Raw genomic sequence first — 24,788 nt, forward strand, 5'->3', positions numbered from 1 at the left:
GCCGCGCCCCGCCTTTAGCCGATATTGCAGGCGGCAAGGGCCGCCATATTCAGAATGTCATTCACCGTCGAATTGGTCGAGCAGATCTGGATCGGCTTTTTGACCCCGGTCAGAATCGGCCCGATCACGGTAGCCCCGGCCATTTCCTGCATCAGCTTGACCGAGATCGAGGCCGAATGCCGCGCTGGAACAACCAGGATATTGGCAGGTCCAGACAGGCGGCAGAACGGATACTGCGCCATGGTTTGCGCATTCAGCGCCACATCCACGGTCATTTCGCCATCATATTCGAAATCGACCTTCATGCGGTCCAGAACCTTGGGTGCCTCGTGCATCTTGGTTGCACGCTCCGAGACCGGATAACCGAAGGTCGAGAAGCTGACGAAGGCCACGCGCGGCTCGATCCCAAGGCTGCGCGCCACACCCGCCGACCGAATGGCGATCGTGGCGAGGTCTTCCGGCTCCGGCCATTCATGCACCAGCGTATCGCTGATCAGGATGATCCGCCCCTTGTTCAGCAGGGCTGTCACGCCCACCGCGCCATCCGCGGCCTTTGCATCAAAGACGTGATTGATCAGGTTCAGCACATGCGCCGATTTGCGGGTGGCCCCGGTTACCAGCGCGTCGCCATGCCCGTGGGCCAGCATCAGGGCCGAGAAAACATGCCGGTCACGCGTGGCCAGACGGCGGATGTCGTGGCTATCAAACCCTTGACGTTGCAGCCTTTTGTAAAGAAAATCCCGATACTGGTCGAGATGTCGGGAATTGGCGGCATTCACCACCTCCAGTTCGCGCACGGCATCCTGAAGCCCGGCGGCTTCCAGCTTTTCGCGGACATCCGTCTCGCGACCGACCACCAGCGCGCGGCCCAGGCCTGACCGCTGATAGGCAACCGCCGCGCGCAGGACGCGCGGGTCGTCACCCTCCGCAAAGATCATCCGCGCCTGCGCAGCCTTGGCGCGGGCATGCACACCCTGAAGGATCGAGGCAGTCGGGTCCATCCGGGCCTTAAGGCTTGCCTCATACCCTTTCAGATCAATGATCGGCCGACGCGCAACGCCGGTATCCATGCCTGCCTTGGCAACGGCAGGCGGGATGACATGAATCAGGCGGGGGTCGAAGGGCGTGGGGATGATGTAGTCGCGTCCGAAGCTCAGCTTGCGGCCATAGGCCATCGCCACCTCGTCCGGCACATCCTCGCGCGCGAGGGCAGCCAGCGCCTTGGCGCAGGCAATCTTCATCTCGTCATTGATGGCGCGCGCATGAATATCCAGCGCGCCCCGGAACAGATAGGGGAAGCCCAGAACGTTATTGACCTGATTGGGGTAATCGCTGCGCCCGGTCGCCACGATGGCATCAGCCCGGACCGCATGCGCCTCTTCCGGCGTGATTTCGGGGTCCGGGTTGGCCATGGCGAAGATCACCGGATTATCGGCCATCGAAGCCACCATCTCCGGCGTCACCGCACCCTTGGCCGAAACACCAAGGAAAACATCGGCCCCCATCATCGCCTCTTCCAGAGTGCGGGCATCAGTGCGCGCCGCATGGGCCGACTTCCACTGGTTCATGCCCTCAGTCCGGCCCTGCCAGATCACGCCCTTGGTATCGCACATGATACAGTTGTCATGCCTGGCCCCCATGGCCTTCAGCAGTTCCAGACAGGCAATCCCCGCTGCCCCTGCCCCGTTGAGGACAATCTTCACATCCTCGATCTTCTTGCCGCTGATTTCGAGCGCATTGAGCAGACCCGCAGCGCAAATCACGGCCGTGCCATGCTGGTCGTCATGGAACACCGGAATGTCCATGATCTCTTTCAACCGCTGTTCAATGATGAAGCATTCCGGCGCCTTGATGTCTTCGAGGTTAATCCCCCCGAAGGTCGGCCCCATGAGGCGAACGGCCTGAATGATCTCGTCCGGGTCTTCGGTATCCAGCTCGATATCGATGGCGTTCACATCGGCGAAACGCTTGAACAGGACGGCCTTGCCCTCCATCACCGGCTTAGAGGCCAGCGCGCCCAGATTGCCCAGACCCAGAATGGCGGTGCCGTTCGAGACGACCGCGACCATATTCCCCTTCACCGTATAATCGTATGCCGTCTCCGGCCGCTCCGCGATGGCCTGCACCGGAACGGCTACGCCCGGGCTATAGGCCAGCGACAGGTCGCGCTGGGTGGCCATCGGGGTCGAGGCGACGATGTCGTATTTGCCGGGGCGCGGTTCCAGATGGTATGCGAGCGCCTCTTCGGGGGTAATCTTGGTCTTGGTCATCAGGGGGCCATCCTGTGGGGTTATCCTGCCCTCTTACCGCCCCCGCGACCCTGTGCCAATTGCGGTTTGTCGCTTTTCGCCGGGTTTCGCCTTTTGTAGGGTCACCCTTGCCGATGGAAGGGGACCAGTGTGACCGACGACAGCGTGACGCCGATGATGGCGCAATATCTGGAGATTAAGGCGCAGTATTCCGATGCGATCCTGTTCTACCGGATGGGCGACTTCTACGAGATGTTCTTTGATGATGCTGTTGCGGCGTCCGAGGCGCTGGACATCGCGCTGACGAAGCGTGGCTTTCATCTGGGCGAACCAATCCCGATGTGCGGTGTGCCGGTGGTCGCCGCCGAGGGGCATTTGCTGTCGCTGATCCGCAAGGGCTTTCGCGTGGCAATTGCCGAGCAGATGGAAGATCCCGCCGAAGCGAAAAAGCGCGGCTCAAAATCCGTGGTACGGCGCGATGTCGTCCGGCTTGTCACGCCGGGAACACTCACCGAGGATTCCCTGCTGGAGGCGCGGCGGCATAACTTTCTTTGCGCCTGGGCAGAGGTGCGTGACGAGGGTGCGCTCGCCTGGACCGACATTTCCACAGGCGAGTTACGGGTGATGCCTTGTGCCCGCGCCCGTCTGGCACCTGAGCTGGCGCGTCTGATGCCGCGTGAAATTCTGGTCAGCGATGCCAGTGATACGCCGGTAACCTCGGTGGCGACGGATCTTGGTGCTGCCGTGACCGAAGTCGCGCGCGCCTCTTACGACTCTGCCGGGGCGGAGCGGCGGCTGTGCGCGCTGTGGCAGGTTGCGACGCTGGATGCCTTCGGCACCTATGGGCGCGCAGAACTGTCTGCCATGGGCGCGCTCGTCGACTATCTGGACCTGACCCAGCGAGGCAAGCTGCCGCTGCTGCGCCCGCCGGTGCGCGAGGCACTGGGCGGCGCAATGCTGATCGACGCTGCGACCCGCCGCAATCTTGAAATCACCTCTGCCCTCGCTGGCGGCCGCACGGGTTCACTTCTTGAAACCGTCGACCGGACAGCGACCGCAGGCGGGGCGCGGCTGCTGGAACGCAGGCTGTCGGCCCCTTCCCGCGATCTGAACGTTATCAGTGGGCGCCTCGACTCCGTCGACTGCCTGCTGGCCCAGTCAGGGTTGCGCAATCAGTTACGCGAGGCGCTGCGCCGTGTACCGGACATGGATCGTGCCCTTTCGCGACTTGCGCTGGATCGGGGCGGCCCGCGCGACCTGGCTGCAATCCGGAACGGGCTGTCGCAGGCGCAATTGATTGCCAGTCTCGTGGCAGGGGTGGACGACGGTCTTCTGACCCAGGCCGCAAAGTCACTGACCGGAAATGAGGACATAATTTCCCTTTTAGATCAATCTCTTGTAGATGATCCCCCACTTCTGGCCCGGGATGGCGGCTTTATTTCAGCCGGTTTTGACCCCGATCTCGACGAGACGCGGAAGCTTCGTGATGAAGGCAGGGCCGTGATCGCCGGGATGCAGGGCGATTATGCCGCAGAAACAGGCGTACAGAGCCTGAAAATCAAACATAACAATGTGCTCGGTTACTTCATCGAAGTCACGGCAACGCATGCTGAAAAGATGATGTCGGCACCGCTGAACGAAAAGTTCATTCACCGGCAGACCACAGCGAACCAGGTCCGCTTCACGACGCTTCCGCTGAGTGAATTGGAGACCCGCATCCTGAACGCTGGCAATCATGCGCTTGAGCTGGAGAAGAACCATTTCAACAGATTGCGTACGGCTATACTGTCTGCTGCGGGCCCGATCGGATCTGCCGCGGCGGGCCTTGCCGAGCTGGATGTTGCAGCCGCGTTCGCAGATCTCGCATCCGGCGAAGGATGGACCCGGCCCAAGGTTGATGCAAGCCATGCCTTCCTGATTGAAGGCGGTCGGCATCCGGTTGTGGAACGAGCACTCCAACGCCAGGGCGCCGCAGCCTTCGTTGCCAATGATTGCGCGCTGACCGCACGCGACGCCCCCGCGATCTGGCTGCTGACGGGCCCCAACATGGCTGGTAAGTCGACCTTCCTGCGCCAGAATGCGCTGATTGCGCTACTGGCCCAGTCGGGCTCCTTCGTTCCCGCCGCGAAGGCTCATATCGGCCTGGTAAGCCAGCTGTTCAGCCGCGTCGGTGCCTCGGACGATCTCGCGCGCGGGCGATCAACCTTCATGGTCGAGATGGTGGAAACGGCGGCGATCCTGAACCAGGCAGATGACCGGGCCTTTGTCATACTGGATGAAATCGGCCGGGGGACGGCGACCTATGATGGCCTTTCGATTGCCTGGGCCACACTTGAACATCTGCACGATGCCAACCGCTGTCGTGCTTTGTTCGCAACCCATTACCACGAGATGACATCACTCGCCCAGAAGCTGCCCGGCGTGGAGAATGCGACGGTAAGCGTCAAAGAATGGAAAGGCGATGTGATTTTCCTGCATGAAGTGCGACGCGGCGCGGCGGACCGTTCCTATGGCGTGCAGGTGGCCAAGCTCGCGGGGCTGCCCGAGCCGGTCATCGAGCGTGCAAAGGTGGTTCTTGAGGCGTTGGAATCGGGGGATCGGGATGGCGGAAACCGGCGCAGAACGCTGGTCGATGATTTGCCGCTCTTCCGCATTGCACCACCCGTGTCGCCCGCCCCGCCGAAGGAATCGGCGCTGGAGGAGCGGCTGAAATCGGTTAACCCGGATGAACTGACACCGATGGCGGCGCTCAATCTGGTTTATGAATTGAAAAAGGCGCTGGCTGAATAGCCACCGCCCCGATGTTTCACGTGAAACAAAACAGAATTTAGCCTGCGGTATTCGAACTGACGCCGACTTGCGCAGGGCGCAGAAGGCGGTCGTGGATCATGAAGCCTTCGGTAAGAACCTGAATGATCTGACCGGCCTTCGTTCCCGGAAGCGGCGCCTCGAACATTGCCTGATGCATCTGCGGGTCAAAGCTTTCACCCACTTCGGGCACGATCAGAGAGATCCCATGCTTGTTCAGCACGCCCAGCAGTTCGCGCAAGGTCAGTTCGATGCCTTCAATCAGAGCGGCAGACTGCGCGCGGTTTTCCTCCGGCACGGCATTCAGAGCCCGGCGCAGATTGTCGTAAACCGGAAGCATGTCGCGGGCGAGTTTCGAACCACCATATTGCTCGGCCTCACGACGATCACGCTCCCCGCGCTTGCGGGCGTTCTCCGCATCGGCAAGCGCGCGCATGAATTTGTCGCGAAACGCATCACGCTCCGCGCGGATCGCCTCAAGCTCATCCGCACCGATGAACTCTTCCAGTTCTTCAAGGTTCAGCTCAGGGCTCGATGCATTTTCATCAGCCATCTTCATATCCTTTGTCACTTCTAACCTCGGCCGCGATCCGACACCAACCGACTCACCAGTTGGGCCGTATAGTCGACAACCGGAACGACACGCCCATAGTTCAGACGCGTCGGCCCGATCACACCCACCGCACCGATAATCTTCCGATCAGCGTTCATATAGGGAGAGACCACCAGAGAGGAACCCGAAAGTGAAAAGAGTTTGTTCTCTGAGCCAATAAAAATTCGAACCCCGTCACCCTGCTCTGTAAGATCAAGGAAATCCGCCAGGTCCCGCGTGCGTTCAAGATCATCGAAAAGACGGCGAACACGCTCAAGATCATCCGCCTCGCGAGTGCCCTCCAGCAGATTGGCGCGGCCACGGACGATCAGACGTTCTCCGGTTTCGCCGGCGTTTTCCCAAAGCGCGATGCCGCTTTCGACCAGCGCCTGCGCCAGTGTGTCGATCTCACGTCGCCGGGAATCCATATCGCGACGCACTGTGCTGCGCAGCGCGCTGAGTGTTTTACCTCCGGCAAGGGCGTTCAGCAGGTTTGCCGCCTCGCGCATCGCCGAAGGCGTCAGCCCCGGCGGCGGGGTAAAAACGCGGTTCTCAACCTGGCCATCCGAAAGCACAAGCACAACCAGTGCCCGCCCCGGCCCGAGATTGACGAACTCAATATGTCGGATTTCGGCCTCGTCGTGCTTCGGCGCAAGGACAATACTCGCCCCCCGCGTAATCCCGGAAAGCGCAGCGCCCACGCGATCCAGCGTCGACGCCACATCAGGGGCTTCATGGCCCAGCGTGGATTCCAGAATTTCCCGATCCGCATGGGCAACCGCACCAACCTCCAGAAGCCCGTCAACAAACATGCGAAGCCCAAGCTGCGTCGGAATTCGGCCGGCCGAAATATGCGGACTGTTCAGAAGGCCAAGATATTCCAGGTCCTGCATGACATTGCGGATCGTGGCGGCGCTGATCTTTTCAGAGAAGCCGCGGGTCAGCGTTCGTGAGCCCACCGGATCGCCTGATTCCAGATAGGTTTCGACTACACGTCGAAACACCTCGCGCGAACGCTGGTTCAGTTCGGTCAGGATATTGCTGTTCGAGCCCATGGCATTGTCCGCATCACTGGAAGTTCAATAAAGGTGGGGAACGCGGCAGCGTCAATAACAGTTGCATCCGATATAGGGCTGGCGATACCTGAAGGCACCCAATTACAGGATGACAAAGATGCGGCCTTCCGGAAGAAAACTCGATCAACTTCGCGCAGTCAGCATCGAGACCAATGTCTCGTTGCATGCTGAAGGGTCCTGCCTCATCCGCATGGGGAATACCCATGTCATCTGTACCGCGACAATCGAAGACAAGACTCCGCCCTTCCTGAAGAATACCGGGCTGGGTTGGGTGACGGCTGAATACGGCATGCTTCCCCGCGCCACTACCAGCCGCACTCGTCGGGAGGCTGCGGCCGGCAAGCAAGGCGGGCGGACGCAGGAGATTCAGCGCCTGATTGGCCGCTCGCTACGCGCGGGGATTGATCGCTCGGCGCTTGGCGAACGGCAGATTGTGGTGGACTGCGATGTAATCCAGGCCGATGGCGGCACACGTTGTGCCTCTATCACCGGCGGCTGGGTCGCCTTGCGCCTTGCGGTAAACAAGCTTCTTAAGACCGGCCTTCTGACAAGCGATCCGATCATGGACAACGTCGCCGCCGTTTCCTGCGGGATCTACGCAGGCCAACCCGTGCTCGACCTGGATTACCCCGAGGACTCCGCCGCAGGCACCGATGGCAACTTCGTTTTGACGGGATCGCAACGATTGATCGAAGTTCAGATGTCAGCGGAAGGCGCGACCTTCTCACGGGAGCAGATGGCACAGTTGCTTGACCTTGCAGAGAGGGGCATTGCCGATCTTGTCGCGATCCAGAACTCGGCCATCGCATAATGCGGAAGTTTTCGGATCAAACACTTCTGGTTGCCACCCACAACAAGGGCAAGCTCGAGGAAATCGCCGACCTGCTGAAACCTTTTGGCATCTCGGTGGTTTCTGCGGCAGATCTGGGGCTGGCAGAGCCTGCGGAAACCGAGACGACCTTCGTCGGAAACGCGCGCATTAAAGCCCACGCCGCCGCTCGGGCAGCGGGTCTGCCTGCACTGGCGGACGATTCCGGTCTTTCCGTTCAGGCTTTGGGCGGCGCGCCCGGGGTCTATACGGCAGATTGGGCTGAAACGCCGGATGGCAGGAATTTCGGGATGGCCATGCAGCGCGTGCAAGACGAGCTTTTCAGCATCGCCGCCGCGCCACCTTATCATGCCAGCTTCTGCTGCACCTTGGTTCTCGCCTGGCCTGATGGCCATGACGAAGTGTTCGAAGGCCAGATGCCGGGGCATCTTAGCTGGCCTCCACGGGGGGATCAGGGGCATGGCTACGACCCGATTTTTATCCCCGAAGGTTACAGCCAGACCTTTGGTGAGATGGATCGCTGGGAAAAAAACCGGATCAGCCATCGCGCCAGAGCATTCCATAAGCTCATGGAGTGTTTCACGTGAAACATCCCCTGCCCCGGGCTCCCGCAGATACCGCGCCAATTGCGAAGGAAGACTGGCGGTCCGGAGGCTTCGGGCTGTATCTTCACTGGCCCTTCTGCCAGTCGAAATGCCCCTATTGCGATTTCAACAGCCATGTCGCCGGGAAGATCGACCAAAGTGCCTGGGCAGCCGCCTATGAACAGGAGATTGATCGCGTCGCCACAATGACAGGGCGGCGCGTACTCAATTCGATCTATTTTGGCGGTGGGACCCCTTCCCTGATGCGACCGGACACCGTGGCAGCGATCCTTGAACGCGCCGCAGATCACTGGGACTTCGCGAACGACATCGAGATTACGCTGGAGGCAAACCCCGGCTCTGTGGATGCGGCCAATTTTCAGGGCTATCGCACGGCTGGCGTGAACCGGGTTTCTCTCGGCATGCAGGCTCTGGACGACACCGATCTGCGAATGCTTGGCCGCATGCATACCGTCGCAGAGGGGCTCCGCGCACTTGACATCGCGCAGGGTACGTTTGACCGCGTTTCCTTCGACCTTATCTATGCCCGCCAGAACCAAAGCCTTGAAAGCTGGCAGAAGGAGCTTGCCCGGGCTATCGCACTTGGCGCCTCCCATATGTCGCTATACCAGCTGACAATTGAACAAGGCACTGTCTTTGGCGAGCGCTTTGCACGCGGACAGCTGTTGGGCCTTCCCGATGAGAACCAGGGCGCAGATTTCTTCGACGTGACACAAGACATGATGGAAGCAGCCGGGCTGCCTGCCTATGAGGTTTCCAATCACGCCCGCATTGGCACTGAATCCCGGCACAACATGATTTACTGGTCGGCAGGTGACTATGCGGGCGTCGGGCCCGGGGCGCATGGTCGCCTGACGCTTGGCGATACTCGCTATGCCACGACGATGCAGCCGATGCCCGTCCAATGGTGTGAAACAGCCAAAGATCGAGGCAATCTGGAACTGGAGCCGCTGGGAGAGATGGATTGCGCCCTCGAATACCTCCTGATGGGCCTCCGGCTCGGTAGCGGTATCTCACTTTCTCGTCTGGAGGCTATGGCACACGCATCCATCCCTGCCGGCAAGCTGGCCGAGCTGAGTGAGCTGGGCATGATCGACCTGCAAGCAGACACTTTGCGCGTCACAAGAAAGGGTCGCCCACTTCTGAATGCGGTGATCGAGCAGCTGGCAGGGGCACTTTAGATGCGCATTCTCTGGCTTCTGATCGGAGTGCTGGCCCTCGCCCTGGGTGTCATCGGCATTGTCACTCCGATCCTGCCCACGGTGCCATTCCTTATCCTTGCTGCATTCGGATTTTCGAAATCCTCAGAACGCCTCCATAACTGGATCATCTCGCACCCGAGGCTGGGACCACCTATTATGGCCTGGCGCGAGCGGGGTGCGATTTCTCCTTGGGCAAAGGGGCTGAGTACGGGTTCAATGCTTGCTTCCGTGCTGCTGGCTCTGGCAATCGGGCTGGATTATCGCGTCATAGCCCTGCAGGCGACCGCAATGGCCGCCGCTGCATTGTTCATATGGACACGTCCCGACGCATGACAGAAAGCGTTTGGCACAGCAAATCCAGCTCGTCGAGCGACTGATAGCGAATCGACAATGTGCCCTCACCATCGACCCCATGCGCGATGGTCACGCCCATTCCAAGATTCGCTGACAGATCGAGTTCAAGGGCTCTTGTATCCGCGTCTTTCTCCGACGCCCCGGCCTGAGCGGATCGCCGGGTGCGAGCGGGCGCCCCAACTTTCCGAACCAGCTCTTCGGTCTCCCGCACAGACAGGCCCTTCGCGATGACCTCTTGCGCAATGGCAGAGGCATCGGAATGGGTTACCAGTGCCCGTGCATGACCGGCGCTCAGCCGCCCGTCACGGACATGCCGCTGCACATCTTCGGGCAGGTTCAAAAGCCGCAGCAGGTTCGCGATATAGCTGCGGCTCTTGGAAAGCGCCTCTGCCAGCTTTTCCTGGGTATGGCCAAAACGGTCCATCAGCTGCCGGAAAGCCAGAGCCTCTTCGATCGCGTTCAGGTCCTCGCGCTGAATGTTCTCGATAATCGCGATCTCAAGCACTTCCGTGTCATCGAAATCCCGGATCAGAACAGGAAGCTGATGCAGGTTTGCAAGTTGGGCCGCCCGCCAGCGCCGCTCACCCGCCACAATCTCATATCCCGCTTCCACCGGCCTTACGATCAGCGGCTGCAATACACCCTTCTGACGGATCGACGCTGCAAGATCCTCCAGATCACCATCCGTAAAACTGCGACGGGGCTGATCCGGGTTCGGCTTTATGGCCTCGATGGGCAGGACATCGGGCTTCCGGGCGGTTCCCGGAACCTCCTGAGGGTTGCTCACGCTCACATCGGCCATCAACGCGGAAAGACCACGGCCAAGGCCACGGCGTTCAACTTTCTTTTCCATCGTCAGATCCTTTCCTGCGCTAATCCGTGCCGCACCGCCAGTTCCAGAGCCAGGGCGCGATAAGCTTCGCTTCCCTTGGAGGCAGAATCATAAGTCAGCACCGGCATCGCATAAGAAGGCGCCTCGCTGACACGGACATTCCGCGGCACGATAGTCTTGAAAACCAGATCACCCAGCGTCGCACGGGCATCAGCCTCAACCTGCTGGGAAAGGTTGTTCCGCGCATCGTGCATGGTCAGAACCACCCCTTCGATCCGCAAGGCAGGATTTGCTGCCTCCCGGACCTGACGGATGGTCAGCATGAGCTGGGACAAGCCCTCCAGCGCGAAAAACTCGCTCTGCAAAGGAATAAGCACCGAATGTGCGGCGCAAAGGGCGTTCACGGTCAGCAAGCTCAGCGAGGGTGGGCAGTCCAGCAGGACATAATCCAGCTTCAGATTGTCAATATCAATGGCGCGCAAAGCATCGTGCAACAGAAAACTGCGTTTCTCGTTCGCTACAAGCTCGATATCGGCCGAGGCAAGATCTGCGTTGGCCGGACAAATCAACAGGTTCTCGATGATTGTGGTCTGAACCGCGTCCGAGATCGGCACATCATCCAGCAGCACGTCGTAAGTGGTAACTGCCCGGTCTTGTGCCTCAATCCCGAGGCCGGTGGACGCATTCCCCTGCGGATCAAGATCAACCACCAGCACCCGGGCACCCAGTTCGACCAGCCCGGCCGCCAGATTGATGGCGGTTGTCGTCTTTCCAACGCCACCCTTCTGATTGGTGACCGCCACGATACGGGGAAGCTTCGGTCGGCTGGGATCAGACATGACGGATCTTCGAAAGTTTCAGGATTTCAGAGTTCGCACTTGTGATACTCGGGAAGCGCTCAAGATCAAAGTGCCAATGCTGCATTGCAGCCTCAATCTCCTGCCCGGCGGTCTCGCCCTTCGGAAAAATACATATCCCGTCTGGTGCGAGGAGCGGTGAAGCCATGGTGCAAAGATCCGTCAAAGGCGCCAAAGCGCGCGCAGAAACGACATCAGCACGAAGTTCCACCGGCAGATTTTCCACGCGGCAAGCATAAACCTTTACAGGAAGCGCAAGCTCCATCGCAACCTGCCGCAGAAACGTTGCCTTTCGCTGGTCAGATTCAACCAGAACAAAATTCAACTCCCGCTCCAGATCGCGACTCAGAATCGCCAGAACAAGCCCTGGAAGACCCCCACCAGAGCCGAGATCCACCCAACTTGAAGCCTTGGCAGGCAGCATTCTGAAAAGCTGGGCGGAATCGGCAATATGCCTTGTCCAGATATCCGCAACCGTTCCTTTTGAAACGAGGTTGATCGCCTTGTTCCACTTTTCCAGCAGCTCGACATACCGCGTCAGCGCATCAGATGTTTCACGTGAAACATCTACTCCGATACCATCAGGAAGCGTCACGAGGCAATCCGTTCAGGTTTCTCTTTTGAAATCCGCGCCATTATCAGAACCAAAGCCGCAGGCGTCATCCCTTCGATCCGGCTTGCCTGACCAATATTGGCCGGCTGTATCCGGCTGAGCTTGTCTGCCAGCTCATTCGAAAGCCCTGAAATGGCGCGGTAATCCAGCGAGGGTGGGATCATATTTCCCTCATCCTGCCGAATTGCCATCACATCCGTCTTCTGCCGATCCGAAAATGCATCGTAGAGCGCATCAATGCGCAGCTGCATCTTGATATCATCCGGCAGACTATCAAAATCTTCGGCCAGGCCACGCAGATCATTCGGCCCAACATCAGGGAAAGTCAAAAGCTGCAACGCCGAGCGCCGCCCCCCTTCCAGGCTCACATTGATCCCCATGGCAACGGCCTCTTTCGGTGCCACCTGACACGCAGACAGCGCAGCACGGCCCTGGGCAAGCTGCCTCGACTTCGTTTCAAACAATGCCCAGCGTTCATCGCTGATACAACCGGCCTCGCGGCCCTTCGTTGTCAACCTCTGATCCGCATTATCTGCACGAAGCAACAACCGAAACTCTGCTCGGGAAGTGAACATGCGATATGGCTCGGTGACGCCGAAGGTCAGGAGATCATCGATCATTACGCCGATATAGCTATCGGTGCGCGAGAAGATGATGGCATCGCGCCCCAGCGCCGTCGCCGCAGCATTCAGGCCTGCAACCAACCCCTGCGCCGCCGCTTCTTCATATCCCGTCGTGCCATTGATCTGCCCGGCAAGGTAAAGCCCCTGAAGCGCACGCGTTTCCAGCGTCTGCTTCAGGCTGCGAGGATCGAAGAAATCGTATTCGATAGCATAGGCTGGCTGAAGAATACGGGTGTTCTCCAGCCCGCGGATGGACCGCACATAAGCTTCTTGCACTTCAATCGGCAAGGAGCTGGAAATCCCATTCGGATAGACCGTATCGTCATCCAGGCCCTCAGGCTCAAGAAACACCTGATGGCTGGTCTTGTCAGCAAAACGGACAACCTTATCCTCGATCGAGGGGCAGTATCGCGGCCCTACTCCTTCGATATGCCCACCGTACATCGCTGACCGATCCAGATTTTTCCGAATGATGTCATGCGTCTGCTCGTTAGTGTGAGTAATTCCGCAAGAGATCTGTCGGACAAAAGGTTTCCGGTGGGCAAAGGAAAACAGAACCGGATCGGCATCGCCCTCCTGTCTGTCCAGAATCGACCAGTCGATGCTCCGTCCATCCAGTCGCGGTGGAGTTCCGGTTTTAAGCCGACCGTGCGGCAGATCAAACTCTGCAAGGCGATCCGCCAGCAGGATCGAAGGCCTATCCCCCATCCGGCCAGCACTGCGCTTCACATCACCAATGTGAATCACGCCATTGAGGAAGGTTCCCGCCGTCAGGATCACCTGTCGCGCAAGTATCTCGCTTTGATCTGCGAGCATGACGCCATGAACCTTGCCATCCCTGGCAAGGATATCGGCCACTTCTCCCTCAACAATCTCAAGATTTTCATAATTGGAAAGCGCTGCAAACATTTCGGCCCGATAGATCTTGCGATCCGCCTGCGCCCGAGGCCCCTGCACTGCCGGGCCTTTCCGCCTGTTCAGCAGACGAAACTGAATTCCTGCACGGTCGGCAACACGGCCCATCACACCATCCAGCGCGTCGATTTCGCGCACGATATGCCCCTTCCCAAGCCCACCAATGGCCGGGTTACAGGACATGGTGCCGATATCTGCCATTCGCAACGTTACCAATGCCGTGCGCGCACCCATCCGCGCAGCTGCTGCCGCAGCCTCACAGCCAGCATGACCTGCGCCAATGACAATGACATCGAAATGTTTCACGTGGAACACTCCTACTTTCCGATGCAGAAACTCGAGAAAATCTCACCGAGGATATCTTCAACCCCGATCCTGCCAATCAGCATATCCAGCGACCGGCTCGCCGCACGAAGGGATTCGGCAACCAGTTCTACCCGGCTATCATAGCTGGACAGCCAGGCAAGTGCGACCTTCAATGACGCGGCCGCATCCATCAAGGCCAGCCTCTGACGTTCACGAATCAGCAGCGGCTCACCATCATAGCGACCGCTCAATTGCTGGCCAATCCGTTCAACCAACCTGTCGAGACCCTGCCCCGTCTTGCCAGAAACAGAAAGAATATTGGCATCTTCCCACAGATCAGCCTTACCGAGGAGGATGATATCCCCCTCCTCCGGTGTCATCGGCAACACATCGGCTCTGTTTTCCAGCAGGAATATCCGCAGATCGGCCTGACCCGCGCGCTCTATGGCACGGGCAATACCGATGCCCTCCACATGATCGTCGGTTTCGCGCAGCCCCGCAGTATCCAGCAAGGTGACCGGAAATCCGGCGATGTCCATTCGGACTTCGATCACATCGCGCGTCGTGCCTGCGACCTCGGAGGTAATCGCAGCCTCCCGCCCCGCCAACGCATTCAGCAGCGTCGACTTCCCTGCATTCGGCGCACCAACGATCGCCACCTCGAAGCCTTGACGCACCCTTTCTGCGACCGCAGATGCCGAAATCTCTTTCTGCATCTCATCCAGGAGGGCGGTCGCGATCTCGCGAACCTCAGGGGTAACGTCGACCGGAACATCCTCATCAACAAAATCAATCGTCGCTTCAATCAGCGCAGCCGCGCGCAGCAGGCGCCCGCGCCACGCCTCCACCCGCTGACCGATATGCCCGGAAAGAACGCGCACAGCCTGACGACGCTGAGCCTCAGTCTCCGCGTCGATAAGATCGGCCAGTGCTTCGACCTGAGCAAGATCCAGTCGCCCGTTCTCCAGGGCCCGGCGCGTAAACTCCCCGGGACCCGCAGGCCGCAAGCCTGGAATCGTTGACATCGCGCGCAGGACGGCACCCGTTACGGCAATCGAACCATGGAGGTGGAACTCTGCAACGGCCTCCCCCGTAAAGCTCCGCTCCGCGCCGAACAGCAGCAGCAGGCCTTCGTCCAAAATCTCGCCATCCAGCTCGATCTTGCGAAGGACGGCCTGACGTTCAGGTGGCAAAGCGCCACGCGTCAGCTTTCGCGCAGCCTCAAAGGCTGCGGGTCCGGACACCCGAATGATCGCCACGCCCGCACGTCCGCGAGCCGAGGCCAAGGCATAAATCGTATCCATCCCGCACCCGTATCACGCCGTGATCAGGTATTCATCGAATCGAAGAATTCGGAATTGCTCTTGGTCTGCTTCAGCTTCCCGATCAGGAACTCGATGGCATCCGTGGTACCCATCGGGTTCAGGATACGGCGCAGCACATAGGTCTTTTGCAGATCCGCCTTCTCGACCAGAAGATCCTCCTTCCGGGTACCGGATTTGAGAATATCCATCGCCGGGAATACCCGCTTGTCCGCGACTTTACGGTCCAGCACGATCTCGCTGTTACCTGTGCCCTTGAATTCTTCAAAGATCACTTCGTCCATCCGGCTGCCCGTGTCGATCAGCGCCGTTGCGATGATGGTCAACGAGCCGCCTTCCTCGATGTTTCGCGCCGCCCCAAAGAACCGCTTCGGCCTCTGCAGAGCATTGGCATCAACACCGCCGGTCAACACCTTGCCGCTCGACGGTACCACGGTGTTGAAAGCCCGGCCCAGACGCGTAATCGAGTCCAGCAGGATAACGACATCACGCTTGTGCTCGACCAGGCGTTTCGCCTTCTCGATCACCATTTCCGCCACCGCAACGTGCCGGGTGGCAGGCTCGTCGAAGGTCGAGGAAACGACCTCGCCCCTGACGCTGCGCTGCATGTCCGTCACTTCTTCAGGACGTTCGTCGATCAGCAGAACGATCAGATAGCATTCCGGGTGGTTAACCTCGATGGAATGCGCAATATTCTGCAAAAGCACGGTTTTACCCGTGCGCGGCGGTGCCACGATCAGCGCCCGCTGGCCCTTCCCGATAGGGGCCACCAGGTCAATGATACGGGCCGAACGGTCCTTGATGGTCGGGTCTTCAATTTCCATCTTCAGCCGCTCATCGGGGTAAAGCGGCGTCAGGTTGTCGAAATGGACCTTGTGCTTGGCCTTCTCGGGATCGTCAAAGTTGATTCGCTCCGCTTTCACGAGGCTGAAATAGCGCTCATTGTCCCGCGGCCCCTGAATGACACCCTCGATGGTGTCCCCGGTGCGCAGGCTGAACTGGCGGATCATCTCGGGGCTGACATAGATGTCATCGGGACCAGGCAGATAGTTGGCTTCGGGGCTGCGCAAAAAGCCAAAGCCATCCTGCAACACTTCCAGAACGCCGTCGCCGCCAATCTCCCAGCCTTCTTCGGCATGCTCTTTCAGGATCGAGAACATCATCTCACCCTTCCGCATGGAAGGCGCGTTCTCGATCTCCCATTCCTCGGCCATCGCCAGCAGTTCTGCCGGGGTCTTGGCTTTCAGATCGGAAAGGTTCAGCCGTTCAAGGGTCATGGGAAATGGTCCATCCACGAAAGCCCCAATGGGGGCCCGGATCGTTCTGTCATCGGGAAACGCATCAGGCCGGACGGCCCTGCTCAGCGGCCCACATAAGCCTGCGACAGCCCTGAGTCAACAAAATCAGAACTTCACGATGACCGAGGCCACGATCACGATCATCAGAAGCGTCGGAACTTCGTTCATCATCCGGTAGGTCCGCCCGGTCTTTGCATTCATCCCAGCGACGAAATCCTTGCGGCGGGCGGCAAGCCACATGTGAAACCATGTCATGCCAAGCACGCTCGCGGCCTTTGTCCAGGGCCAGATCATCGACCAGTCCACAATGCCGGGCGTGAGTACAAGGGCGAGTCCGAAAAGCCAGGTCGCGATCATCGCAGGATTCATGATCGCCCGCAGCAGACGCCGCTCCATAAGCTGAAAAAGAGCATCGGTTTCCGAACCTTTTGACACTTTTTCAACGTGATAGACGTAGAGCCGAGGCAGGTAGAACAGACCTGCCATCCAGCTGATCACCGAGATCACATGCAGGAACTTCAGCCAAGGATAGGCTCCCGCCAGAAAATCGCCCATGTCTGCCTCCTGCTGTGCTTACCTCTTATTAATAAAAGAAAGAGAAAAAGGAATGATGTGATTGGGGCAGTGGATAACAGGATTTGCGGCGCAACCCCCAGGCTTTTCCACATACGCCCGATGGTGGATAACTTCGCATAACCTATGGAAGAAACCAAAAAATTTGGAACTTTCTCCATTATTGTCAGATAGATGAGCTTTTCTCGCAAACAGCGGTCAGCCATACCGGCATTGTGTGTTACTCCGCTGTCCCAAGCTGCCGGGATGTCCTTCCCACAGGTGGAAAAGATTCCGGCTTTGCTTGACAAACCGGGATCGCCGTCGCCAATCCTTGCCAGACGCCTGAATGACCCCAAGACCGACCTTGGGAACAAACCCAGATTTTCCACAGATACGCCCCCAGATGCCGCGCCAGATCCTGCTTGCCTCCGCTTCCCCAATGCGCCTCGCGCTTCTGCATAACGCAGGGGTCGCGGCGAGTGCGCTGCCAGCCCGCATTGATGAGGAAACCATCCGCGCCGCGCTGGAGGCTGAGGGCGCACATCCGCAGGATATCGCCGATGCTCTCGCCGAGATGAAGGCGCGCAAGATCGCTGAACGGCATCCCGATGCGCTGGTTCTTGGCTGTGATCAGGTGCTGGAGTTTGATCGTCGTGCCTGGGGCAAGCCCGCCTCGCCCGATGAAGCGCGGGTTCAACTGCTTGCGATGCGTGGCAAGACCCATCGGCTGCTGTCAGCCCTGGTTCTTTACGATCAGGCAAAGCCGGTCTGGCGCCATATCGGCCGGGTGGATCTGACCATGCGGGAGTTTTCCGACGCCTGGCTGGATGGCTACATTTCCCGCAACTGGGACAGCCTGCGCCACTCTGCCGGGGGATATAAGCTGGAAGAAGAGGGCGTGCGGCTTTTCACCGACATCCGGGGTGATTACTTTGCAGTTCTGGGGCTGCCGCTTCTGCCGCTGCTGGCCTATCTGGAACTTCGGGGGTTCATCGAGACATGACAGACCATCCGCGCCTTCCGCTGGCCGGCGTGATCGGCTCTCCGATCACGCACAGCCGTTCGCCCGCGCTGCATGGCTACTGGCTGCGCCGCTATGGCATCAAGGGCCATTATATCCCGATGGACATTGCGCAGGCCGATCTGCCAGAGGCGCTGCGCCTGCTGCCCCGCATGGGCTTTGTCGGGCTGAACGTCACTATTCCGCATAAAGAGACCATTCTCGGCCTTGCCGATATCGTGACAGATCGCGCGGCGTTGATCGGTGCGGCCAATACGCTGATCTTCCGCAAAGATGGTCGGATTCACGCCGACAATACCGATGGCGCGGGGTTCATAGCGAATTTGCGGCAGAACGCTCCGCAGTGGAACCCCGCCGCAGGGCCGGCTGTGGTCTTTGGGGCGGGGGGCGCTGCACGGGCTGTTGTCGCTGCCTTGATCGAAGTTGGCGCGCCCGAAATCCGTATCGCAAACCGTACCCGGCCACGCGCCGAAGTCTTTCGCAGCGATTTCGGGGCGAAGGTGATGGTGCATGACTGGATTCAGGCTGGAAACATGCTCGAAGGTGCGGCGACTGTGGTTAATACCACCTCGCTGGGCATGACAGGCAAGCCGGAGTTTCGGGTGCCGCTTGATGCGATGGAACCGGGCGCCCTTGCGACGGATCTGGTCTATACACCGCTGAAAACCCAGTTCCTGATCGAGGCAGAGGCGGCGGGAGCCACGGTGGTCGACGGTCTTGGCATGTTGCTCCATCAGGCTGCGCCGGGATTCGAACGCTGGTTTGGCCATCGCCCCGAGGTTGATGAAGCGACCAGGCAGGCGGTTCTGTCGGTATGACAGCGTTTCGGCTTGGCCTCACCGGCTCGATCGGGATGGGAAAATCCACGACGGCGGAGTTTTTCCGCAAATCTGGTTTGCCGGTATGGGATGCGGATGCGGCCGTGCATCGCCTTTACGCGCCTGGCGGCGCGGCTGTTGCGCCGATTGCCAGGCTGATCCCGGCCGCAGTGTCGGAGCTCGGGGTTTCACGCGATGTGCTGAAACAGGAACTGGCGAAAGACCCTGCCTTTCTTGCCGATATCGAGGCTATTGTTCATCCGCTCGTCGCAGCAGACCGGGACAGGTTCGCGGCAGAAACAGTCACTGATATTGCTGTTTTTGATATTCCTCTTCTTTTTGAGAAGGGGACAGAGGCGGAAATGGATGCCACGCTTCTGGTGACCGCCCCCCCCGCCCTGCAACGCGCGCGCGTGCTTGCAAGACCCGGAATGACTGAGGCGCAGTTTGGCCTTATCCTCTCGCGGCAGATGCCCGACCCGCAGAAACGCGCCCGCGCGACACATATCATCGAAACGCTGAGCCTCGCCTCCGTCGAGGCAGCGGTCACGGCGCTGATCGCCTATATCCGGGAGAGCCGCGATGCGTGAGATCGTCCTTGATACCGAAACCACGGGATTCGAACCCTCCGAAGGGCATCGTATTGTCGAGATCGGCGCGGTCGAACTGTTCAATCATCTGCCGACCGGCAGGACGTTTCACGTTTACCTGAACCCCGAACGCCCTATGCCGAAAGAGGCGTTCGAGGTGCACGGGCTCGGGGATGATTTTCTGCGCGACAAGCCTCTGTTCCGGCAGGAAGCGCAGAATTTCCTCGATTTCGTGGGCGAAGCCAAGCTGGTCATCCACAATGCCAGCTTCGACATGAAATTCCTGAACTGGGAGTTGCGGACCCACGGCTTTCCGCAACTGCCGAACAATCAGGCTATCGACACGCTGATGATCGCGCGGTCAAGATTTCCGGGCTCGCCCGCCTCGTTGGATGCGCTGTGCCGTCGGTTCGGTATCGACAATTCGATGCGTGAAAAGCACGGAGCACTTCTCGACAGCGAAATTCTGGCAGAAGTCTATCTTGAACTGATCGGCGGGCGGCAGCCTGACCTCGTTCTGGCCCCGGCCAGCGTCACCCCGCGCAAGGATGCGGTTCAGGAAGATTCGACATGGCGTCCGCGTCCACGTCCGACCCCGCTTGCTCCGCGGATCACAGCGACGGAAGCCGCCGCCCATGAGGCCTTTGTGGCAAAGATGGGCGACGGGGCAATCTGGCTCAAGCGTGGCTGATTACTGAACCGGAACCGCTTCGGCGGATTGTGCCTGGGCGCGGCGCGCCAGTTCCTGACGATACAGCGCCAGATAATCCACGGTGTCGATATTCAGCGGCGGGAAGCCACCATCGCGCGTAATGTCCGAGATGATGCGGCGCACGAAGGGGAACAGAAGGCGCGGGCATTCGATCAGCAGGAACGGATGCAACTGCTCGTCCGGCACGCCCTCGACGTGGAAAATCCCGCCGTAATCCAGCTCCAGCAGGAACAGCGTGTCGCCGTTGGCTTTGTTCTTCGAGGTCACACGGAACTTGTGCATCACCTCGTACTGGTGATCCGCAGGGCGCTTGCGGGCGTCAAGGCTGACCGCCACCTGCACATCGGGCTGCACATCACCGCCCTGAAGGCCCTTCTGCGCGACAACATTTTCAAAGGACATGTCACGGATGAACTGGGCGAGAACGCTCATCCGCACCTGGGAGCCGCCGTTCTGCGCTTCGCCCTGGCCCTGAGTTTCGCCATTGGCTTCGGTCATTGCAAATCTCCTGTTGGTTTGGCCATTCCGGCCACCTTGATCCTGTTCTTCCTAGCATCCGCCGCGCGGCGCCTCAATCCTGCGTCCAGCCCGAATGTCGCGCTGGTGGCGGTCCCGAAGGCGGCTCGTCCAGTTCGACGAAATCCGCGTCAATCACCACGCCGTGCCGGTGCGGATCATTCATGGGCGGGCGGTGCATCTGCACCCGGCGGCCGACCATGGCAATGATCATATGCCGGACCGGAGGCAGCAGCAGCAGCAGCCCCAGCGTATCGCCCAGAAAACCCGGAAGGATCAGAAGGATCGCAGCCATCATGATCAGGCCACGCTGCGCCATGGGTGACAACGGATCCCCGATCCCGTTCATGGCCTGACGCAGATCAAGTGCCATGCGTTGCCCTTGCAGCCGCAGCAGAACGGAACCCAGAACCGCCGTGCCCAGGATCACCAGCAGCGACAGGCCAAGGCCCAGCCAGCCACCGACCGTGATGAACAGTGCTATTTCAATCAGCGTCAGCACCAGGATCGGGCCAAACAGCCGCATCTTGCAATCTCCCGTCATGAACTTCGTGGTGTGAAGGTAGACTTGTCCACACCCCTTCCCTACATAGGGGCGAAGGGGGCCAGTTACCAACCCCAACCACCAACCGACGTGCCGAGGCCAAATGAACAACGCGCTGATCCAACTTCTTGTCCTTGCCGGGATCGCGGTCTTCCTGATCCTCAAGCTGCGCAGCGTTCTGGGCACGCGCGAAGGCTTTGAAAAGCCGCCTTTGCCGCCCGAGGAAGCTGCCCGGCCAGACCCGGTTCAGCAGCGTAAATTCGATGTGATCGAGGGCGGACCGGATCGCGACATCACTGATCATGTGCCCGAGGGCAGCCCCGCTGCCGTCGCGCTTGCCGCGATGAAACAGGCGGAGCCGTCGTTTTCGGTCAACACTTTTCTTCAGGGTGCCCGCGGCGCCTATGAAATGATCCTGATGGCGTTCGAGCGGGGCGATCTGTCGCAGGTTAAGGCGTTCCTGTCGCCGGACGTCTACGACAGCTTCGCTTCGGCTGTGCGCGCGCGTGAAGAACAGGGTCTGACGGTCGAGGCAAGCTTTGTCGGCCTGCGGGAAATGGGGCTGAACGATGCCACTTTCGATCAGACCACGCGCGAGGGTGAAGTGACGGTGCGCTTTGTCGGAGAGCTTACCTCGGTCGTTCGCAACAAGGCTGGCGAAGTGATCGAAGGCAGCCCGACCGAGGTGAAGCGCCAGCGTGATGTCTGGACCTTCGCGCGCCGTATGGGGGCCGCCGATCCCAACTGGCAGCTTGTCGCGACCGGGGAGTGATGGGTGCCGCTCGCGCCTTTCTGCTCGCGGCAATACTTGCCGTCGGTGCGGCGATGAGCGCGCAGGCACAGATCTTGTCCTTTCACGATCTCGACGGCTGGGAAGAAGATGATCAGCGTGCGGCGCTGAAGGTCTTTCAGGACAGCTGCGATTTGCTGAAGGAACCCGAATGGGGCCCGATCTGCAAATTCGCGGCGCAGGTGGGGGCAAGCCCCGCCTCCGCTCGGAAGTTTTTCGAGCTTTTCTTCCGTCCGCTGGTTATAGGCACACCGCCTGCCCTCTTCACCGGATATTATGAGCCGGAGCTGCACGGATCGCTCACGCGGTCACCAAGATATGCCTGGCCGATCTATGGTCGTCCGCCGGAACTCCGTGACGGGATGCAGTTTCACAGCCGCGCGGCCATCGAAGGCGGTGCACTGCGCGGACGCGGGCTGGAGCTTGCCTGGCTGGAAGATCCGGTTGAGGTGTTTTTCTTGCAGATTCAAGGATCTGGCCGCATCCGTCTGCCTGATGGCCGTGTAATGCGGGTGGGATATGCGGGCAAGAACGGCCACCCCTACCGCTCGGTCGGGCAAGAGATGATCCGTCGTGGCACGCATACGCCTGATCAGGTTTCGGCGCAGGCGATCCGGTCCTGGGTGCGATCCAACCCCGGCACGGGAATGGATCTGCTGGATACCAACCCCTCTTACGTGTTTTTCCGCCGACTGCCCGATCTTGCACCAGAGAAGGGCCCGATCGGCGCGATGGGCCGGTCCATTACAGGGATGCGGTCACTGGCGGTGGACCCCGCGCATAATCCGCTGGGTGCACCGATCTGGATCGAGAAGACGGGCCGCGCGCCGCTGCACCGCCTGATGGTGGCGCAGGATACTGGCGGTGCGATCAAGGGCGCGCAACGTGCCGATATCTTCTACGGGACGGGCGATGCTGCGGGTGATGCGGCGGGGGCGGTCAAGGACGGTGGGCGTATGGTTGTACTTCTGCCCATCGACCTTGCCTATGCGCTTTACCCCGAGGGCTGAGCCATGGCCCGCCGTCGCAGCCTTCGCCCGGACGAGCGCGAGCTCTGGCAGGCCGTGGCCCGCACCGCGCGGCCGATGCATGGTGTCAACCACCTGCCTCCGGCCGATGAAACGCCGGAGGCGCCGCTGCATCGGCCCGAGGTGCAACCCACCCCGCCGGAACCAGGCCTGAATCGCTTTCGCATCGGCGAGCGCAGCAAGACCGAGGCGCGGCACGATCTGCAACCTTCCTTGCCGGATCGTCTTACTGCCCAGCCTGTCCAGATGGATCACAAGCAGCATGGCCGCATGATCCGTGGCAAGCTGGTGCCCGAGGCGCGGATCGACCTGCACGGAATGACCGTCGCTGAAGCCCATCCCGAACTCATCCGTTTTGTGATGAACAGCTGGTCGCAGGGGCTGCGGCTGGTTCTGGTGATCACCGGAAAGGGCAAACCCGGGCCGGATTTCGGCCCCATCCCACAGCGTTATGGCGTGCTGAAACATCAGGTGCCGCACTGGCTGCGCCTGCCGCCACTCGGTCCCTGCGTGCTGCAAGTGACCGAGGCGCATCTGAAGCATGGCGGAACAGGGGCTTACTACGTCTATCTGCGGCGCGGGCGCTAGTTCGCCAGTTCCTCCGCCACCGCGCCCACGGGCCGGAGCACGATCTGCGTGGCGCTTTGCACCGTCAGCACGACTCCGGGCAGCAGACCCACCTTGCCACGCTGATCCGATCCGAAAGCCGCGTCCACATCCCCGATCCGGTTCATCAGCTGGATCAGCGCCGGGCTGTCACCGAGGTTGAAGTGCCCCGCCCCTTCGGAAAATGCCACGGTATCAAGGAAGGTGACCTTCAGATCTGCGACGCGCGAAATATCGCGCAGGTTCCCCAGCCGCTCCGGGGCGCCCGTGAGCTTGGCTGAAATATTCAGCAATGTATCGCGGTCGGACCCGAAGATGAGGAAGGGCTGCGGCAATGTCCCGTAGGCACGGGCCTGCGTGCGGAACAGATCCACGTCGATATCGGGCGAGATCAGAATCACGCCAGAAATGCGCCGCATCAGATCCTTGTTGTTGCGGATGGCGACCTGACGCAGCGCCTCCATCGTGAGGGCAGAGCCCATCGAATGTGCGACAAGCACGATCCGCTCCGCGCCAGCATCGGCAGCGCGGTCCATCAGCTCCTCCAGCCCGTCGCGGGCAAACATCGAGGAATCGCGATCCGCCACATAACCCAGCGGATTTCCGGCGGAAGGCCAGGAATAGTGCAGCGTCACGCCCGGCATGTTCAGGTCATGGCTCAACTGGGCGATCCGATACAGGCCCTCGGCAAAAGTGTTATTGAAACCATGGACATAGATAACCGCATCCCGCTTGCCGCGGGGCAGGCTGCTCAGGGCGGTGGACAGATCCTTCTGGAAGGTCGCCGCATTCGGATGAATGAGCTGTTCCGTCGTCAGGAAGTCCTTGGCCGGATCCGGCTTTCCGCCGCGCCGGGGGAAGGCGATTGACCCGAGCTTGCGTTCCGGCGGTACGGAAATCTCGAACCGGGCGAAATGCTCGGTCTCTGACCGCTGCCTGCCGAAGGTGCCGGTTTCAGGGTCGATCTGTCGTGTTGTCGCGACGAAAATCTCTTCGACGGCGCCAACCTGCGCCGCCGCCGGGTCCAGTGTGATCGCGCCCCGCGGTGAACAGGCGACCAGAAGTGTCAGGGCGATGCCAAGGGCAATACGATGGGCGGTCACGAGAAAACTCCTGCTACGCCCAAG

The 24,788-nt window shown here is 60.1% G+C and carries 25 protein-coding genes; 12 read left to right on the top strand and 13 right to left on the bottom strand.

The window, feature by feature from the left end:
• Positions 1-14 precede the first annotated feature (14 nt).
• On the bottom strand, positions 15-2,270 hold the full coding sequence (locus tag AO684_RS18320) for an NADP-dependent malic enzyme (protein WP_054304177.1): 2,256 nt from the start codon (positions 2,268-2,270) through the stop codon (positions 15-17).
• Between the two features lie 129 nt (positions 2,271-2,399).
• On the opposite strand from AO684_RS18320, the gene mutS reads away from it, so the two are divergent.
• Positions 2,400-5,039, top strand: coding sequence for a DNA mismatch repair protein MutS (mutS, locus tag AO684_RS18325; protein WP_152968469.1), 2,640 nt, complete (start codon positions 2,400-2,402; stop codon positions 5,037-5,039).
• Positions 5,040-5,076: 37 nt separating this feature from the next.
• Here the strand turns inward: mutS and AO684_RS18330 are convergent, their stop codons facing one another.
• Together AO684_RS18330 and hrcA are read right to left on the bottom strand one after the other, a co-directional pair.
• Positions 5,077-5,610, bottom strand: coding sequence for a nucleotide exchange factor GrpE (locus tag AO684_RS18330; RefSeq protein WP_082401109.1), 534 nt, complete (start codon positions 5,608-5,610; stop codon positions 5,077-5,079).
• Positions 5,611-5,630: 20 nt separating this feature from the next.
• Complete coding sequence (hrcA, locus tag AO684_RS18335) at positions 5,631-6,704, bottom strand: heat-inducible transcriptional repressor HrcA (protein ID WP_054304179.1); 1,074 nt, start codon at positions 6,702-6,704, stop codon at positions 5,631-5,633.
• Between the two features lie 118 nt (positions 6,705-6,822).
• On the opposite strand from hrcA, the gene rph reads away from it, so the two are divergent.
• Genes rph through AO684_RS18355 form a run of 4 tightly spaced genes read left to right on the top strand, consistent with a single transcriptional unit; the run spans position 6,823 to position 9,694 of the window.
• A complete protein-coding gene (rph, locus tag AO684_RS18340; protein WP_054304180.1) occupies positions 6,823-7,536 on the top strand; it encodes a ribonuclease PH in 714 nt (237 codons plus the stop codon).
• A complete protein-coding gene (gene rdgB, locus AO684_RS18345; protein WP_054304181.1) occupies positions 7,536-8,141 on the top strand; it encodes an RdgB/HAM1 family non-canonical purine NTP pyrophosphatase in 606 nt (201 codons plus the stop codon). The genes rph and rdgB overlap by 1 nt, the downstream gene beginning before the upstream one ends.
• Positions 8,138-9,340, top strand: coding sequence for a radical SAM family heme chaperone HemW (hemW, locus tag AO684_RS18350; protein ID WP_235451318.1), 1,203 nt, complete (start codon positions 8,138-8,140; stop codon positions 9,338-9,340). The genes rdgB and hemW overlap by 4 nt, the downstream gene beginning before the upstream one ends.
• Positions 9,341-9,694 (top strand): YbaN family protein, encoded by a 354-nt coding sequence (locus tag AO684_RS18355; RefSeq protein WP_054304182.1) that lies wholly within the window; start codon positions 9,341-9,343, stop codon positions 9,692-9,694.
• On the opposite strand, the gene AO684_RS18360 is transcribed toward AO684_RS18355, so the two are convergent.
• From AO684_RS18360 to AO684_RS18390, 7 genes are all read right to left on the bottom strand, one after another.
• A complete protein-coding gene (locus AO684_RS18360) occupies positions 9,669-10,568 on the bottom strand; it encodes a ParB/RepB/Spo0J family partition protein (RefSeq protein ID WP_054304183.1) in 900 nt (299 codons plus the stop codon). The genes AO684_RS18355 and AO684_RS18360 overlap by 26 nt on opposite strands.
• A 2-nt stretch (positions 10,569-10,570) precedes the next feature.
• The gene (locus AO684_RS18365) at positions 10,571-11,386 is read right to left on the bottom strand and encodes a ParA family protein (RefSeq protein ID WP_054304184.1); all 816 of its coding nucleotides are present in this window, start codon (positions 11,384-11,386) and stop codon (positions 10,571-10,573) included.
• Positions 11,379-11,999: a 16S rRNA (guanine(527)-N(7))-methyltransferase RsmG gene (rsmG, locus tag AO684_RS18370; protein WP_054304185.1), complete on the bottom strand. Its 621-nt coding sequence runs from the start codon at positions 11,997-11,999 to the stop codon at positions 11,379-11,381. The genes AO684_RS18365 and rsmG overlap by 8 nt, the downstream gene beginning before the upstream one ends.
• Positions 11,996-13,861, bottom strand: a complete 1,866-nt coding sequence (mnmG, locus tag AO684_RS18375; RefSeq protein WP_054304216.1) for a tRNA uridine-5-carboxymethylaminomethyl(34) synthesis enzyme MnmG — start codon at positions 13,859-13,861, stop codon at positions 11,996-11,998. Before mnmG ends, rsmG begins: the two co-directional genes overlap by 4 nt.
• An 11-nt stretch (positions 13,862-13,872) precedes the next feature.
• Entirely contained in the window at positions 13,873-15,165 is a 1,293-nt protein-coding gene (mnmE, locus tag AO684_RS18380) for a tRNA uridine-5-carboxymethylaminomethyl(34) synthesis GTPase MnmE (RefSeq protein WP_054304186.1), read from the bottom strand.
• 23 nt (positions 15,166-15,188) lie between these two features.
• A complete protein-coding gene (gene rho / locus AO684_RS18385) occupies positions 15,189-16,460 on the bottom strand; it encodes a transcription termination factor Rho (RefSeq protein WP_054304187.1) in 1,272 nt (423 codons plus the stop codon).
• Positions 16,461-16,586: 126 nt separating this feature from the next.
• A complete protein-coding gene (locus tag AO684_RS18390; protein WP_054304188.1) occupies positions 16,587-17,036 on the bottom strand; it encodes a CopD family protein in 450 nt (149 codons plus the stop codon).
• 403 nt (positions 17,037-17,439) lie between these two features.
• Between AO684_RS18390 and AO684_RS18395 the strand changes: the two genes are divergently transcribed.
• The 4 genes from AO684_RS18395 to dnaQ are packed head-to-tail and all read left to right on the top strand — an operon-like array spanning position 17,440 to position 20,156.
• Positions 17,440-18,039, top strand: coding sequence for a nucleoside triphosphate pyrophosphatase (locus AO684_RS18395; protein WP_054304189.1), 600 nt, complete (start codon positions 17,440-17,442; stop codon positions 18,037-18,039).
• Positions 18,036-18,875: a shikimate dehydrogenase gene (locus AO684_RS18400; RefSeq protein ID WP_054304190.1), complete on the top strand. Its 840-nt coding sequence runs from the start codon at positions 18,036-18,038 to the stop codon at positions 18,873-18,875. The genes AO684_RS18395 and AO684_RS18400 overlap by 4 nt, the downstream gene beginning before the upstream one ends.
• A complete protein-coding gene (gene coaE, locus AO684_RS18405; protein WP_054304191.1) occupies positions 18,872-19,465 on the top strand; it encodes a dephospho-CoA kinase in 594 nt (197 codons plus the stop codon). The genes AO684_RS18400 and coaE overlap by 4 nt, the downstream gene beginning before the upstream one ends.
• On the top strand, positions 19,458-20,156 hold the full coding sequence (gene dnaQ, locus AO684_RS18410) for a DNA polymerase III subunit epsilon (RefSeq protein ID WP_054304192.1): 699 nt from the start codon (positions 19,458-19,460) through the stop codon (positions 20,154-20,156). Before coaE ends, dnaQ begins: the two co-directional genes overlap by 8 nt.
• On the opposite strand, the gene secB is transcribed toward dnaQ, so the two are convergent.
• Both secB and AO684_RS18420 read right to left on the bottom strand, forming a co-directional pair.
• Positions 20,157-20,675: a protein-export chaperone SecB gene (gene secB, locus AO684_RS18415; RefSeq protein WP_054304193.1), complete on the bottom strand. Its 519-nt coding sequence runs from the start codon at positions 20,673-20,675 to the stop codon at positions 20,157-20,159.
• Positions 20,676-20,748: 73 nt separating this feature from the next.
• Entirely contained in the window at positions 20,749-21,219 is a 471-nt protein-coding gene (locus tag AO684_RS18420; RefSeq protein ID WP_054304194.1) for an FxsA family protein, read from the bottom strand.
• Positions 21,220-21,340: 121 nt separating this feature from the next.
• Here AO684_RS18420 and AO684_RS18425 point away from each other — a divergent pair, with 121 nt between their 5' ends.
• From AO684_RS18425 to AO684_RS18435, 3 genes are read left to right on the top strand one after another with little or no spacing between them, the layout of a single operon-like run.
• Positions 21,341-22,009 (top strand): Tim44/TimA family putative adaptor protein, encoded by a 669-nt coding sequence (locus AO684_RS18425; RefSeq protein ID WP_054304195.1) that lies wholly within the window; start codon positions 21,341-21,343, stop codon positions 22,007-22,009.
• Positions 22,009-23,037, top strand: coding sequence for a murein transglycosylase A (locus tag AO684_RS18430; RefSeq protein WP_054304196.1), 1,029 nt, complete (start codon positions 22,009-22,011; stop codon positions 23,035-23,037). The genes AO684_RS18425 and AO684_RS18430 overlap by 1 nt, the downstream gene beginning before the upstream one ends.
• Positions 23,038-23,040: 3 nt before the next feature.
• Positions 23,041-23,643 carry a Smr/MutS family protein gene (locus tag AO684_RS18435; protein WP_054304197.1) on the top strand — a complete coding sequence of 201 codons (603 nt, stop codon included), beginning with the start codon at positions 23,041-23,043 and terminating at the stop codon, positions 23,641-23,643.
• On the opposite strand, the gene AO684_RS18440 is transcribed toward AO684_RS18435, so the two are convergent.
• Positions 23,640-24,764: an alpha/beta hydrolase gene (locus tag AO684_RS18440; protein ID WP_054304198.1), complete on the bottom strand. Its 1,125-nt coding sequence runs from the start codon at positions 24,762-24,764 to the stop codon at positions 23,640-23,642. The two genes, AO684_RS18435 and AO684_RS18440, sit on opposite strands and share 4 nt — an antisense overlap.
• Positions 24,765-24,788: the final 24 nt, after the last annotated feature.

It is taken from the genome of Gemmobacter sp. LW-1, assembly GCF_001303875.1.
Classification (GTDB): Bacteria; Pseudomonadota; Alphaproteobacteria; order Rhodobacterales; family Rhodobacteraceae; genus Gemmobacter; species Gemmobacter caeni.

What these genes read in the sequence shown, in the direction of transcription:
- AO684_RS18390 (WP_054304188.1), bottom strand. Translation starts at nt 17,036, where the DNA reads ATGGGCGATTTTCTGGCGGGAGCCTATCCTTGGCTGAAGTTCCTGCAT.
- AO684_RS18365 (WP_054304184.1), bottom strand. Translation starts at nt 11,386, where the DNA reads ATGTCTGATCCCAGCCGACCGAAGCTTCCCCGTATCGTGGCGGTCACC.
- AO684_RS18400 (WP_054304190.1), top strand. Translation starts at nt 18,036, where the DNA reads ATGACAGACCATCCGCGCCTTCCGCTGGCCGGCGTGATCGGCTCTCCG.
- dnaQ (WP_054304192.1), top strand. Translation starts at nt 19,458, where the DNA reads ATGCGTGAGATCGTCCTTGATACCGAAACCACGGGATTCGAACCCTCC.
- AO684_RS18360 (WP_054304183.1), bottom strand. Translation starts at nt 10,568, where the DNA reads ATGGAAAAGAAAGTTGAACGCCGTGGCCTTGGCCGTGGTCTTTCCGCG.
- AO684_RS18435 (WP_054304197.1), top strand. Translation starts at nt 23,041, where the DNA reads ATGGCCCGCCGTCGCAGCCTTCGCCCGGACGAGCGCGAGCTCTGGCAG.
- secB (WP_054304193.1), bottom strand. Translation starts at nt 20,675, where the DNA reads ATGACCGAAGCCAATGGCGAAACTCAGGGCCAGGGCGAAGCGCAGAAC.
- AO684_RS18395 (WP_054304189.1), top strand. Translation starts at nt 17,440, where the DNA reads ATGCCGCGCCAGATCCTGCTTGCCTCCGCTTCCCCAATGCGCCTCGCG.
- hrcA (WP_054304179.1), bottom strand. Translation starts at nt 6,704, where the DNA reads ATGGGCTCGAACAGCAATATCCTGACCGAACTGAACCAGCGTTCGCGC.
- AO684_RS18425 (WP_054304195.1), top strand. Translation starts at nt 21,341, where the DNA reads ATGAACAACGCGCTGATCCAACTTCTTGTCCTTGCCGGGATCGCGGTC.
- AO684_RS18330 (WP_082401109.1), bottom strand. Translation starts at nt 5,610, where the DNA reads ATGGCTGATGAAAATGCATCGAGCCCTGAGCTGAACCTTGAAGAACTG.
- coaE (WP_054304191.1), top strand. Translation starts at nt 18,872, where the DNA reads ATGACAGCGTTTCGGCTTGGCCTCACCGGCTCGATCGGGATGGGAAAA.
- rph (WP_054304180.1), top strand. Translation starts at nt 6,823, where the DNA reads ATGCGGCCTTCCGGAAGAAAACTCGATCAACTTCGCGCAGTCAGCATC.
- mnmE (WP_054304186.1), bottom strand. Translation starts at nt 15,165, where the DNA reads ATGGATACGATTTATGCCTTGGCCTCGGCTCGCGGACGTGCGGGCGTG.
- AO684_RS18355 (WP_054304182.1), top strand. Translation starts at nt 9,341, where the DNA reads ATGCGCATTCTCTGGCTTCTGATCGGAGTGCTGGCCCTCGCCCTGGGT.
- AO684_RS18420 (WP_054304194.1), bottom strand. Translation starts at nt 21,219, where the DNA reads ATGCGGCTGTTTGGCCCGATCCTGGTGCTGACGCTGATTGAAATAGCA.
- rdgB (WP_054304181.1), top strand. Translation starts at nt 7,536, where the DNA reads ATGCGGAAGTTTTCGGATCAAACACTTCTGGTTGCCACCCACAACAAG.
- AO684_RS18430 (WP_054304196.1), top strand. Translation starts at nt 22,009, where the DNA reads ATGGGTGCCGCTCGCGCCTTTCTGCTCGCGGCAATACTTGCCGTCGGT.
- AO684_RS18320 (WP_054304177.1), bottom strand. Translation starts at nt 2,270, where the DNA reads ATGACCAAGACCAAGATTACCCCCGAAGAGGCGCTCGCATACCATCTG.
- rho (WP_054304187.1), bottom strand. Translation starts at nt 16,460, where the DNA reads ATGACCCTTGAACGGCTGAACCTTTCCGATCTGAAAGCCAAGACCCCG.